The sequence below is a fragment of the Flavobacterium aerium genome (assembly GCF_030766725.1).
Taxonomy (GTDB): domain Bacteria; phylum Bacteroidota; class Bacteroidia; order Flavobacteriales; family Flavobacteriaceae; genus Flavobacterium; species Flavobacterium aerium.
In genome coordinates this window covers 57,336-71,036 of the sequence record NZ_JARQWR010000001.1, presented here as the reverse complement: position 1 = coordinate 71,036, position 13,701 = coordinate 57,336, and the positions used below count along the sequence as shown (strand labels likewise).

Below are 13,701 nucleotides of genomic sequence, written 5' to 3'. Positions count from 1 at the left end.
TTCCCCTCTTTTATCATAAATGAAAACGGTTTCAACCCAATGGATTGAAACCGTTTTTTTTATTATAATTCTATTATGAATACTATTCTCAACCCTTAAGAGAATAGTACTTATAAAATAAATTGTTAGTTGTTTTTAAGCACTTTAAAGTTTACTTCTTTATCATTCAATTTCAACTTGAAGAAGTAAGTCCCAGTTGCAAAAGAAGATAAATCTACTTTTGTATCCAGTGCATTTGCTTTGTTTTTATACAACAATCTTCCTTGTGGGTTATACACGGCAACATCTGTAATAATATCTTTTGATGTAATCGTTACAATACCATTCGTTGGATTTGGATAATAAGAGAAATCTGTAAACTGATCAAAACTATCCACTCCTAATACTGCTGCACAAGAAACGGTTGCTTCAAATCCTGAACCTGTTTCTAACTGATCTGAAACAAACTTCAAGGTTAATGAACCATCTGGAGCAGTAGATTCTATCACTCCCAAAATTGCATTACCCGTATATCCTCCAGCTAATACTTCAGGGAAAGAAGTGTCAGATCCGTTATAAATATACAAGTAATCGTATTCATTCTCTAATCCGAAACTTGTGAACGTTAGTTTTATTTTTTGACCTGGTACATTTGGTTTGATCGTACGTACATACGTTTCCAGATTACCATAATTTCCATTACTTCCTCCAGTATCTGTAATTACTAATCCTCCACAATAATCTCCACCAGTTGCAAATATAAACTCTCTATTCAATACCGTTGTAGTGCTACAAACTGGTCGAATTCTTACTTTATAATAGCTATTTGAATTCAATCCAGACGCAGTGTAATTGTTCACATTCACGGTATTCCAAACTGGCGCTGCAGTACTTGAATACGGCTGAACGGAAATCTGCCAAGAAGTTGTACTTCCTAAATCGGTCCAATTGATCACTACTTCTGTAGGAGATACATCGGTAGTAGTAATTCCAGAAACCGTATTGATACATGTATTAATACAATCTGTACTTAAACAAGCTCTGCTATTTACTGCATTTAATATCGCTGCCGCAGGCTGTGGTCCAAATCCGTTATTAAAACTGATTCCTACCCCATTGATTAAGTGGCAATAACTCATGATGGTTCCTTTTACGCTTGCAGTAGGTATAATTGGTGGCGAAACCAAACAAGAGTATCCTTCTGCACTCGATCCGATTGCTACTGGCGCACAGTTATCAATTGGCGTATTATTCCCATTCCAAGCACAAGCATGAGTATGTCTTGACCCTAATAAATGTCCAAATTCATGTGTAATCACCTGAACTGTCCATGAAAAAGTAGGAACTGAACTATAGCTAAAAAACACATCCGAATAACTAAAGTTATTTACAGTACACAATCCGTTAATTCCAACAGCTACTCCTCCACCTACAGGATCTATTCCAATTAATTGTCCAACATCTCCATCAAAAACAGGTCTTACTTCATGAAATTGTGCCAAGTAAGCTGATGTTGATGTTCCATCATACGGATCGGGTGTGGTCCAAATAAAAACAGATTTTAAAGCCACTGTAATTCCATCATTATTATATAATGTTTGTACATTATTAAATACCGATGTCATCCAGTTATTTGTTGTTTGTGTGTCGCTTCCATTCGCAACATAAAGATCATTATCCATTTCAATATACATTGTCACACATTTTGTGCTTAATGCATCTTTGCCAAACTGTTGTGGTTCCGTTGGCTCTGGAGTTGCTTCATCACTAGTTGTACAAATAAAATCGTTTCCTACTTTTAAATTTGCATCAGAGTAAATAATATAATCTGTAACATTATTTTTTTTGTCCAGCTTACCTACTACTAAATTACTGAGCGATTCATTTGAGATTACACCATTTAATTCATTATTAAAGAAGTTCATAGTAGCAACCGATTTGCCATCTCCTTTAACAACTCCTCTATAGTATACACCTGCAGTATATTCTATTGCGTTTGCTTTGTCGGTATCCACATGGAATCCTTCTGCAAACAAGTTTACTTTATACAATTCTACTAAAACAGTTTTCCCGTTGTATGGGATTTCTACCTCAATAGTTTCATATTTATTTTTAACAATTTCATTTACTGTCTCCGTCTTTATTCTAGCAAAAGTAGCATCACTCACTACTTTATCTATTTTCTGATCGGGTCTATTTCCGCTGGATTCCAATACGGAAAACTTTTTGAATACCGCCTTCTGGGCGTGTAATTCGGCTATTCTCTCTGGTACTTTGTTTTGTGCAACAAAACTAAAGCAGCTGAATAGCAGCAGCAATAATGTAATTCTTTTCATGGGTTGGTTGGTTGTTTGTTAAGTGTGTTATATGCTCCTCATATCGGTTTTTCTGGAACACATAAACGGGTTGGTATTTGGTTTTAAGGGTTATTTTAAGGTTTTCATATCTTTAATCACTTTAAAAGCGATATCTACTTCTTCTTCACTCACTAGAATGGTAAATTCATTGGAGGTTGAGATTACTTCATTTATAATAATTCCTTCCCAGGCCAGACGTTGGAAAATAAAATAATAAATTCCTGGTACAGAAACGTTCTCTTTTGGTAGTTTCACTGTAATTGAGGCTAAATTATCCAATTTCTGGATAAGCTTTTCATTTGCAAAATGTTTATCTACCAAATGATTTACAGAACCACTTACTACGACATTCGTTTCATTTACTCCTCGAGAGGAAGTATAAAAAATATCGGAATATGTATTAATCTCCGATATTAACTCTGCTTGTCTATTTAAAATTGTTTCGGAAACTGCAAATGTATAATCTGATAATGAAGATCTTACTGTAATTTCACCAATATTTTTCAACACTTTCAAAATTTTATGATTGACTCTAAAATCCAAATCTTCCGATAGTCTTTTAAGTGCCATCACAATAGCTCCCTGCTTCACGTCTTTTCCTAAATCTTGCTCCAATTCTTCAATCATATTACGTGCTAAAGAAGTCAAATTGATGATTCCTTGTGATAGCGCACTTAACAAAAAGGGCTTTGTTTTAATATAGTTTTCAACAACTGAGGAGATTGTTTTCATAAATAATTATTTTAAAAAGTTCTAAAATGCTTCGCAATATAACATAAAAACAAATTGTTACGAATATAACAGGATTAAAAATAGTAAAATGCATCTTCTAAGTGCTCTGTTTTGAACACGTTATCTTTCTTAAACACGGCAATAATATCAAATTGAACCTGTACATCTAATTCATTTTGATTGACATATTCGTCTATAGCTTTTACTAATAATTTAATTTTTTTAGGATTTACGAAATCCTGAGGATTCCCATAAGCTAGTGAGGAACGGGTTTTTACTTCCACTGCAACAAGAGTTTGGGCTTTTAAGGCAATAATATCGATTTCGGCTTTCTGAAATACCCAATTGGTTTCCAAAATGGTATATCCTGATTGCTGCAAATATGTTACAGCTAGGGCTTCTCCTTGTTTACCTAAATCGTTGTGTTCTGCCATATTTATTCAAATTCTAAACTGCTTCCATTTTCATGGACTTTTAAAATTACTTTTTTACCCAAAATCAATGTTTTGTTATCGTGTATATGCCCTGCCGGAAAATCAAAACTTATAGGGAAATCATATTCATTCGCTATTTCTCTAATAATTTCTAAGGCATTTTTACCCCATGGAATTTCATTATCATGCATATCAGACATTCCACCGACAATTAATCCTTTTAATCCATCAAAATATCCATTGCGTTTTAAATTCATCATCATACGGTCTATATGATATAGATATTCATCTAAGTCTTCAATGAAAAGAATTTTTCCACGGGTATCAATTGCTGATTTTGACCCTAAAAGACTATAGATAACGGATAAATTTCCACCCACGAGAACACCGCTGGCATCACCTTTACGATTCAGGGGATTGGTTGGGTATTCGTAGTATAGTTTTTCACCAAATAATCCTGCTCGCAAACTCTCCGAAGCCTCGGGAGTACAACTAGTTACATTAATTGGCATTATTGCATGAAGAGAAGCCACACCCATATTGTGAATATGATTGTGTAAAACAGTGCAGTCACTAAAACCTACTACCCATTTTGGATTTTTCTTAAACTTTGTAAAATCGACTAAGTCAATCATTTTTACAGTTCCATATCCTCCACGAACACACCATATTGCTTTAATATTTGCATTGTCCACCATAGATTGAAAATCTGCAGCACGTTCAAGATCTGTACCTCCTAATTGATTATTCTCCAATCCGATTGTTTTTCCAACTACCACTTCTAACCCCCATTTTTTTAGAAGATTAATGGATGGTTCAAGATTTTCAAGGGTATATTTTCTTGCTGTTGCTACAATAGCAACGGTATCTCCTTTTTTTAGGTATTCTGGTAGTTTCATAGTATTCTGTGCCTGTGCTATTGAGATTGTACAGAGAAAAAGACAGAATACGCTTCTGAATTTTAATTCATGGAATAACTTCAAAATGCAGTATAATCCATCCATCATCCCTGTTTTTTAAAAAACGATCTTAACAAATTTAATAAATTAACGGTTAAACCGATGAACCACTACCAAATTTTCTCATAGAATCAATCCTATTCCTTATTTTTGCATTCATTAAAAGAAATATGATGTTACAAAATCCAAAAAGATATACGATTACAGCAGCATTACCTTATACAAATGGACCCATTCACATTGGACATTTGGCAGGTGTTTATGTGCCAGCAGATATTTATTCACGTTACTTAAGACTGCAAGGCAGAGATGTTGCCTTTATGTGCGGTAGTGATGAGCATGGTGTTGCAATTTCAATGAAAGCAAAGAAAGAAGGAGTAACTCCACAGGAAATCATTGATAAATACCATACGATTATCAAACAATCTTTTGAAGATTTTGGAATCTCTTTTGACAATTATTCTCGTACTTCTGCAAAAATTCATCATGATACGGCTTCTGACTTTTTCAGAAAATTATATCAGGATGGTAAATTCATTGAAGATGTTACTGAACAACTATATGATGAAAAAGCAGATCAGTTTTTAGCGGATCGATTTGTAACTGGTACTTGTCCAAAATGTGGAAATGAAGAGGCTTATGGTGATCAATGTGAAAAATGTGGGTCTTCATTAAATGCTACGGATTTAATAAATCCTAAATCGACTATTACAGGTACTATTCCTATTTTAAAGTCTACGAAACACTGGTTTTTACCGTTGGATCAATATGATACTTTCCTACGAGAGTGGATTATAGAAGGGCATAAAAATGACTGGAAACCGAATGTTTATGGACAAGTCAAATCGTGGTTGGACGATGGTTTAAAACCACGTGCTGTAACTCGTGACTTGGATTGGGGAATTCCTGTACCTGTAGAAGGTGCTGAAGGAAAAGTATTATACGTATGGTTTGATGCTCCTATTGGTTACATTTCAGCGACCAAAGAGTGGGCAGAGCGTGAAGGAAAAGACTGGACTCCTTATTGGAAAGATGCTGATACTAAATTAGTACACTTTATTGGAAAAGATAATATTGTATTCCACTGTATTATTTTCCCTGCAATGTTAAAAGCGGAAGGAAGTTATATCTTCCCAGATAATGTGCCTGCGAACGAGTTCTTGAATTTAGAAGGTAATAAACTATCTACATCTAAAAACTGGGCTGTTTGGCTGCATGAATATTTACTGGATTTCCCAGAGAAACAAGACGTATTGCGTTATGCGCTTACTTCAAATGCTCCAGAAACAAAAGACAATGATTTTACTTGGAAAGATTTTCAAGCAAGAAATAATAATGAATTAGTGGCCATTTTTGGAAACTTCATTAATCGTGTGGTTGTTTTAACAAACAAATATTACGAAGGTGTAATTCCTCAACCGAATGAATTATCTGAAGTTGACGAGGCTACTTTAACTGAACTAAAAGCATATCCTGCGGTTATTGAAAGTTCTATTGAACGTTACCGTTTTAGAGAAGCTCTAGGGGAGTTAATGAATGTAGCTCGTTTAGGGAATAAATACTTGGCAGATGAAGAGCCTTGGAAAGTTATCAAAGACAATCCAGCGCGTGTACAAACTGTAATGTATGTTGCTTTACAAATCGCTACTGCTTTAAGCATATTGAGTGAGCCATTTTTACCTTTTACTTCTAAAAAATTAAAGGGAATCCTAAATACTACTTCTCAAGATCAAAAAGGGGCTTGGAATAGTATTTCAACACAATCTGATCTTATAGCTGCTGGTCATCAAATTGGTCAAGCTGAATTATTGTTTGCTAAAATTGAAGATGAAGAAATTCAAAAACAAATTGATAAGCTAGAAGCGACGAAAAAAGCCAACACTGCTGAGAATAGAGTAATTGAACCACAAAAGGATTCTTCAACTTTTGAAGATTTTTCAAAATTAGATTTACGTGTCGGTACGATTATTGAAGCAGAGAAAATGCCAAAGGCAAATAAGCTACTTATTCTAAAGGTTGATACTGGAATTGATGTACGTACTATTGTTTCCGGAATTGCAGAGAGCTTTAAACCAGAAGAAATTATTGGCAAAAAAGTTACGGTTCTTGCAAATCTTGCTCCAAGAGCACTACGAGGGGTAGAAAGTCAGGGAATGATTTTAATTACACAAGATGCTGAAGGCAAATTGGTCTTCTTGAATCCTGACACCGACGGTGTTCGAAATGGGGAAACCATAAATTAAAAAAATTTTATAACGCTCAAGTGCTTCCGCCTTGAGCGTTATAATTATAAGACCAAAATAATGAATATAAAAATTGTTGCTTTTGATGCTGACGATACCCTTTGGGTCAACGAACCTTACTTTCAGGAAACTGAAAAGAAGTTTTGTGATTTAATGAAAGATTACCTTTCTCAACAAGGTTTATCCCAAGAGTTATTCCGAATAGAAATACAAAATCTGCCTTTATATGGTTACGGAATTAAAGGTTATATTCTTTCAATGATTGAAGCAGCGCTAAAGATTTCAAATAATACTATTGATATTAAAGTTATCGAAAAGATTATTCAATATGGCAAAGAACTTTTAGACAAACCGATTGTATTACTGGATGGTGTAAAGGAAACATTGGAATCGTTAAAAGGTAAGTACCGCTTGGTTGTGGCAACAAAAGGAGACTTAAAAGACCAACATCAAAAATTACATAATTCAGGTTTAGGTCATTATTTCCATCATATTGAAGTGATGTCTGACAAACAGGAAATTGATTATGAAAAACTGGTTAAACGTTTAGATATTAAACCGGAAGAATTTTTCATGATTGGAAATTCTTTAAAATCAGATGTATTACCTGTATTGAACATTGGTGGTCATGCTACTCATATTCCTTTTCACACTACTTGGGCGCATGAACATGTTAATCACAAAGTAGAACATAAAAATTTCAGAACCATTGAGAATCTCACTGACATTCTCCCTATTTTATTAAAGTAATGCAAAAATTAGACCTTGCTAATTGGAACCGAAAAGAGCATTTTGAATTTTTCAGAAAATTCGAAGAACCTTTTTTTGGCCTTACAGCATCCATTGATTGTACCAAAGCCTATGATGATGCTAAAACTCTAGGTGTTTCATTTTTTATTTATTATCTGCATAAAACACTGATGACAGTAAATGCTCTTGAGCCTTTTCGTTATCGTATTCATGGTGATGAAATTATCATTCATGACAAAGTCAATGTTTCTTCTACCATTTTGAGAGAGGACAAAACCTTTGGGTTTTCATTCATGGAATACGCAGAAGACATTCTAGTTTTCAATACTATTTGCTTAAAAGAAATTGAACGTGTTCGCAATGCTCCTGGTCTTTTTACCAGAGATTTTAATGAGGTTAATCTTATTCATTTTTCATCTATTCCATGGGTAGATTTCACCTCACTTTCTCATGCGAGAAGTTTTTCTTTCCCCGATAGTTGTCCTAAAATATCTTTTGGAAAAATGACTATTGATGAAAAGGGGATAAAATCAATGCCGCTTTCTATTCATGTTCATCATGGATTAATGGATGGTTATCATGTAGGACAATTTGTAGAACTGTTTCAAAACCTAATGAATTCCTAGGCTTATAAAAAATACTGTCATTATCAATTTATAAAAAAGCTATTATGAGAAAATACACTTTGTTTTTGTTCCTTTTACTTTGTGCTAGTTCATTTGCACAAAATGTATTGAATGCACAGGATTTAGAATTAGCAAAACGAAATGCTTATCGTGAAGCTTTCCCTATTGTTAACGAAACTACAGAAGATATTTCTCTTTTTATTGGAGATCGTGATAAGATAATCGCGAATCGATATAATAATCTTTTTACAATCACTAGTACCTTTACAATTGATCGTCCAGAAAAAAAATACAGTACCATCATTGGTTATAGCATAAACACGAATGGTAATGATCGTGTATATTGGGCTTCAGAGGATTATAATGATATCTATTCTGCTGAATTTGATTTTGCAAACAAAGCAATAATCAATCCTTCTACTCTTAAGATTCCCTTCAAAAAAGAAACTATTTTGCAAAGTTTTACCCAAAACAAAATATTCTATATCTTGAGTATCTTAAGAGGTGAAAACAAACTGAAACTATATATTTTCAAAGAGGATGGGAACTTCCGTGAACAAATATTGGATTTTTCGACTTTCGCTTATGTTGATAATAACAACGGTAAGCCAATTACATTTGATAAAGTATTCCAAAAAACATATCCTTTTGAAGGAGAATACAGCCTAGAGAAAATAGATACTGAAAGTCCTAACTCGCTTTCTGTTACTACTAAAGCGCGAAAAATGTACAATCTCGATAATAATCTAATTATTACATTGGATTATCATCCTGATGCGACTCGTATGTATACTGTTGATTTATCTACTTTTGCAATCTCCGAAAAACTGTATCTGCAACCTGCCAATGATGAAAAGGTCGCATCTTCGAAATCAAATTCATCTTTATATAAAGATCGGTTATACCAATTGAGAGTTACAGAGGAAAAAATGATTTTCTCTATCAAGAATTTAAAGACGGAAGAAATCATAAAAGAATATAGCATTGGTCGAGATGAGGAAATTAATTTCAAAAACTCTGCTATAATTCAAGAAGGTGGCGCTATGATGTCATCATCATCAACAAGAGAATTAAAAACAACCAAACAGTTTTTACGAAAAATAACCGCTTCTAATGTAGGCGTTTCTATTTATGAAACACCGAACCAACAATTAATCATAACCATGGGTGGTGAGAAAGTTGTTTCACAAGGTGCTGGAATTGGTTTCGGAGTTGGTATGGGTGTAGGATTAGCTATGGGAGGAAATAGTTATGCTTCAGCGGGTTTTCCTGTTTATACAACTTTTAATAGCTACAATACTTATAAGGCACACCGCAATGTTTATATTGATTGTTTATTCGATCAAAATATGAATCATATTCCTAATCCAATCGGTCCAATAGCCTTTGACCGCATTAGTGGTTATACCAATATGGATGAATCTTACGACAAAGGTGATATTGCAAAAACGGTATTCAAATACAGGGATTACTTTGTATTAGGTTACTATCACAAAAAAGACAAAAAATACGTCCTTAGACGATTCAACGATTAATACAAATAACTAATTAAATACTAACCCTTAACCTTATTTATTGAATCTACTTCAATAAATACAAGATTTTATTTCAACAAATTACCTTATGATTACTATTAAAAAGTGTTCTTTATCTTTACTGTTATTCCTATTCTGTACAACAGTTTTTGCACAGGATATATTAAATTCTCATTCCATACAATTAAAAGGAAATAGTGATAATCGTGAAACCTTTCCGATTGTAAATGAAGCCAATCAAAATGTATCTCTTTTTATTGGAGATCGTAACAAAATAACAGCTTATCGATATAATGACCGTTTTGAAGTAATTGATTCTATGTCCATTAATCGTCCTGAAAAAAAATATAATGATGTAATTGGTTATAATATTGATGAGGCTGATAAGACACGTGTTTTTTGGGCTTCTAGTAATTTTTCAGATATCTATTCGGTTCAATTTGATTTTAATAACCGTTCCACAACAAATCCTTCTATTCTAAAGCTTCCCCTAAAAAAGGAAAAAGTATTACAGAGTTTTACTCAAAATAATAAGTTTTACTTGCTCAGTATTTTAAGAGGGAAAAACCAATTAAAATTATACGCTTTTAAAAACGACGGAACCTTTGATGAACATATTCTAGATTTTTCGAATTATAATTTTGCTGATATCAATAATAACCTCATTTCTTTTGACAAAGTTTTCCAAAGAAGTATCAATAATTTTGAAGGACCTTATACACTTGAAAAAATAGATACTCAAAGTGCCAATGCTCTTTCTGTTAGCACCAAAACAAGAAAATTATATAATCTTGATAATCGTTTGATTATCACATTGGATTATCACTATGAAATTACACGAATTTTCACAATTGATTTGACTTCTTTAACTATTACTGAAAAAATAATCACTCAACCTGAAATAGGCAAAAATTTAGCTTCTAAATCGAACTCTTCAATTTATCAAGATCGTTTATATCAATTTAAAGCTTCTGAAGACCGAATGGCATTTACAGTAAAAGAATTATCTACCGAAAAATTACTCAAAGAATTCAATATTGGTAGAGAAGATACAATTACTTTTAAAAACTCCGGGATTATCCTAGAAGGAGCTCAGATGGATGGTTCTACCCGAGAATTAAAAAAAACAAAACAATTTCTACGAAAAATAACTACTGCAAGCGTCGGCGTTTCTGTTTATGAAACACCTTCGGAACAATTACTCATCACATTAGGTGGTGCAAAAATTTTAGAGGACACAGTACTTCCTAACTTTGGTGCACTTGGCGTATTACTCGCTTTTTCTATCAATACAAACTTTACCTATAGTGGTAGTGGTTACTATAATTATGCTGCCAAAAAAAGTATATATATCGATTGTGTCTTTGATAAAGAAATGGCACACATCCCGAGTAAAACAACACCGACAATTGCTTTCGATCGTATTAGCACCTTTACTAAATTTGATAAATCATATGATAATGGTGCTATTGCTGAAACAGTATTTAAACACAAAGATTACTACGTACTAGGATATTTTCACAGAAAAGACAAAAAATACGTCCTTAGACGATTCAACGATTAATTTATAAAATAAAAAAGCCCAATTTAAGATTGGGCTTTTTTATATTTATTACTTTCCTAACAACAACAATTCATTGATATTAATTTCGGTAATATAACGTTTCTCATTATTCTTATCATCATAGCTTCGATGAACTAGCTTCCCTTCTACTGCTATTTCTTTTCCCTTCACAACGAATTTATCAATGATTTCTGCTAGTTTCCCCCAAGCAATCACATTATGCCACTGTGTATCGGTTACTCGCATTCCCTGATCGTTTATATACGATTCATTTGTTGCAATAGATAAGCGTGCAATCATTTTCCCATTATCTAATGTTTTTACTTCTGGATCGTTCCCTACGTTTCCAATTAACTGAACTTTGTTTCTTAATGCATTCATGGCTTCAAAATTTAAATTTGTACTGTTACTTTGATTTTCATTATCGATAGTATTCTGTTTTATCGACATTGCAAAGTTGTATCTATTGTTCAATTTTAGTCGGTTAAAAAACAATTAATTTCGTTTGTAGTTGTTTGTAAGCGTTTGCAAATGGATATTAAATTTCCTATCTTTAACAAAAAGAAGGCTTTATGCAGACAGAAATCAACAAAGTAGAACTACGTAATTTAAGAATTGAAGATTATAAGGAATTGAAAAATTCCATGATGGAAGCCTATAATGAGTTGAATGAAGACGAGGCATACTGGAGAGAACATGAAATTGAAAAACTACTATCGGTTTTCCCAGAAGGTCAATTGGTCATTTTAGTTGACGGCAAAGTTGTAGGTTCCGCATTATCTTTAATTGTCGATTATCGAAAAGCGAGTTCGAATCACACCTATGAAAAAATAACGGGGAATTATTCCTTTTCTACCCATGATCCATCAGGAGAAGTTCTCTATGGTATTGATGTTTTTATTCATCCAAAATACCGTGGCCTACGTCTGGGAAGACGTTTGTACGATACGCGTAAAGAATTGTGCGAGCAACTGAATTTAAGATCGATTGTATTTGCAGGAAGAATTCCAAAGTATTCTCAGTATTCCGACGAATTGACTCCTAAAGCATACATTGAAAAAGTAAAAACAAAAGAATTATACGACCCTGTATTATCGTTTCAATTGAGTAATGATTTTCACGTAATGAAAGTGATGAAAAATTATCTTGAAGGGGATGTTAGTTCGCAAGAATATGCCGTATTATTGGAATGGAATAATATTTATTATGATAAGAGTCCAAAATTAATTAACACAAAGAAAAGTATCATCCGAATTGGGTTAATCCAATGGCAAATGCGTCCCTTGAATAATCTGGAAGCATTATTTGAGCAATCGGAATTCTTTATTGATGCTGTATCGGGTTACGGTAGTGATTTTGCTTTATTTCCTGAATTATTCATCGCCCCTTTAATGGCCGATTACAACCACCTTTCTGAGGCAGATGCTATTCGAGAGATTGCAAAATATTCTGATCCAATTCGAAAAAGATTTCAGGAATTCGCTATTTCCTACAATATTAATATCATTACTGGAAGCATGCCTTATATGGAAAATGGTTCCTTGTACAATGTAGGTTTTCTTTGTAAAAGAGATGGAACATCTGAAATGTATACTAAGATTCATGTGACTCCAAATGAAGTTCAACATTGGGGAATGAAAGGTGGATCGCAAATTAAAACCTTTGACACCGATTGTGGAAAAATTGGAATCATGATTTGTTATGACGTAGAGTTTCCTGAATTATCAAGAATCATGTCTGATGATGGTATGGATATTCTTTTTGTTCCTTTCTTAACCGATACACAAAATGGTTATACCCGGGTAAAACATTGTGCTCAGGCTCGTGCTATTGAAAACGAATGTTACGTTGCTATTGCAGGATGTGTAGGGAATTTACCAAAAGTAAATAACATGGATATTCAATATGCTCAAGCAGCAGTTTATACGCCTTCCGACTTTGCTTTTCCTTCTAATGGTATTAAAGCTGAAGCTACGCCCAATACTGAAATGACTTTAATCGTCGATTTGGATTTGGATTTACTAAAAGAACTACATGAATATGGAAGTGTCCGAATTTTAAAAGACAGACGACACGATTTGTATCAGATTAAAAAATTAAAGTAAGATATACTTCATCCACTATACATGATAAAATTTGAATTATGGGAAAGCTCTGTTTAGAATGTGAAGAAAAAATTGTAGGTCGGGAAGATAAAAAGTTCTGTAGTGATGCTTGTCGGAATGCCTATAATAATAAAATGAATAAGGACAGTAATAACCTAATGCGTAATATCAATAATAAATTGAGAAAGAATTACCGCATTTTGGTAGCCTTAAATCCGGAAGGAAAAACGAAAACAACACGATCAAAATTATTAAATAAAGGATTTGATTTCGAATTTATTACGAGTAATTATCATACAAAAACTGGCAATACCTATCATTTTTTATATGATCAGGGTTATCTTGCCTTAGAAAATGATTACTTTATGCTCGTAAAAAAAGATTTATAATCTTATCTCATTAAACCTCGATTTATAT

The 13,701-nt window shown here is 33.2% G+C and carries 12 protein-coding genes; 7 read left to right on the top strand and 5 right to left on the bottom strand.

From position 1 onward, the window contains the following. Nucleotides 1-125 precede the first annotated feature (125 nt). From P6733_RS00315 to P6733_RS00300, 4 genes are all read right to left on the bottom strand, one after another. A complete protein-coding gene (locus tag P6733_RS00315) occupies nucleotides 126-2,315 on the bottom strand; it encodes a M12 family metallo-peptidase (RefSeq protein WP_306349580.1) in 2,190 nt (729 codons plus the stop codon). Between the two features lie 90 nt (nucleotides 2,316-2,405). After that, the gene (locus P6733_RS00310; protein WP_306349579.1) at nucleotides 2,406-3,068 is read right to left on the bottom strand and encodes an aspartate kinase; all 663 of its coding nucleotides are present in this window, start codon (nucleotides 3,066-3,068) and stop codon (nucleotides 2,406-2,408) included. A gap of 74 nt (nucleotides 3,069-3,142) precedes the next feature. Next, entirely contained in the window at nucleotides 3,143-3,502 is a 360-nt protein-coding gene (locus P6733_RS00305) for a YraN family protein (protein ID WP_306349578.1), read from the bottom strand. 2 nt (nucleotides 3,503-3,504) lie between these two features. Continuing rightward, the gene (locus P6733_RS00300; protein ID WP_306349577.1) at nucleotides 3,505-4,506 is read right to left on the bottom strand and encodes a S66 peptidase family protein; all 1,002 of its coding nucleotides are present in this window, start codon (nucleotides 4,504-4,506) and stop codon (nucleotides 3,505-3,507) included. 128 nt (nucleotides 4,507-4,634) lie between these two features. On the opposite strand from P6733_RS00300, the gene metG reads away from it, so the two are divergent. From metG to P6733_RS00275, 5 genes are all read left to right on the top strand, one after another. After that, the gene (gene metG / locus P6733_RS00295; protein WP_306349576.1) at nucleotides 4,635-6,704 is read left to right on the top strand and encodes a methionine--tRNA ligase; all 2,070 of its coding nucleotides are present in this window, start codon (nucleotides 4,635-4,637) and stop codon (nucleotides 6,702-6,704) included. A gap of 60 nt (nucleotides 6,705-6,764) precedes the next feature. Continuing rightward, entirely contained in the window at nucleotides 6,765-7,454 is a 690-nt protein-coding gene (locus tag P6733_RS00290; RefSeq protein WP_306349575.1) for an HAD family hydrolase, read from the top strand. Continuing rightward, entirely contained in the window at nucleotides 7,454-8,080 is a 627-nt protein-coding gene (locus tag P6733_RS00285) for a chloramphenicol acetyltransferase (RefSeq protein ID WP_306349574.1), read from the top strand. The genes P6733_RS00290 and P6733_RS00285 overlap by 1 nt, the downstream gene beginning before the upstream one ends. Nucleotides 8,081-8,124: 44 nt before the next feature. Continuing rightward, nucleotides 8,125-9,615: a hypothetical protein gene (locus P6733_RS00280; protein ID WP_306349573.1), complete on the top strand. Its 1,491-nt coding sequence runs from the start codon at nucleotides 8,125-8,127 to the stop codon at nucleotides 9,613-9,615. 88 nt (nucleotides 9,616-9,703) lie between these two features. After that, nucleotides 9,704-11,179 carry a hypothetical protein gene (locus P6733_RS00275; protein WP_306349572.1) on the top strand — a complete coding sequence of 492 codons (1,476 nt, stop codon included), beginning with the start codon at nucleotides 9,704-9,706 and terminating at the stop codon, nucleotides 11,177-11,179. Nucleotides 11,180-11,227: 48 nt separating this feature from the next. On the opposite strand, the gene P6733_RS00270 is transcribed toward P6733_RS00275, so the two are convergent. Then, the gene (locus P6733_RS00270) at nucleotides 11,228-11,560 is read right to left on the bottom strand and encodes a single-stranded DNA-binding protein (protein ID WP_306350027.1); all 333 of its coding nucleotides are present in this window, start codon (nucleotides 11,558-11,560) and stop codon (nucleotides 11,228-11,230) included. Between the two features lie 191 nt (nucleotides 11,561-11,751). Between P6733_RS00270 and P6733_RS00265 the strand changes: the two genes are divergently transcribed. Both P6733_RS00265 and P6733_RS00260 read left to right on the top strand, forming a co-directional pair. Then, nucleotides 11,752-13,284, top strand: a complete 1,533-nt coding sequence (locus tag P6733_RS00265; RefSeq protein ID WP_306349571.1) for a bifunctional GNAT family N-acetyltransferase/carbon-nitrogen hydrolase family protein — start codon at nucleotides 11,752-11,754, stop codon at nucleotides 13,282-13,284. Between the two features lie 38 nt (nucleotides 13,285-13,322). Next, nucleotides 13,323-13,673, top strand: coding sequence for a hypothetical protein (locus P6733_RS00260; protein WP_306349570.1), 351 nt, complete (start codon nucleotides 13,323-13,325; stop codon nucleotides 13,671-13,673). Nucleotides 13,674-13,701 lie beyond the last annotated feature (28 nt).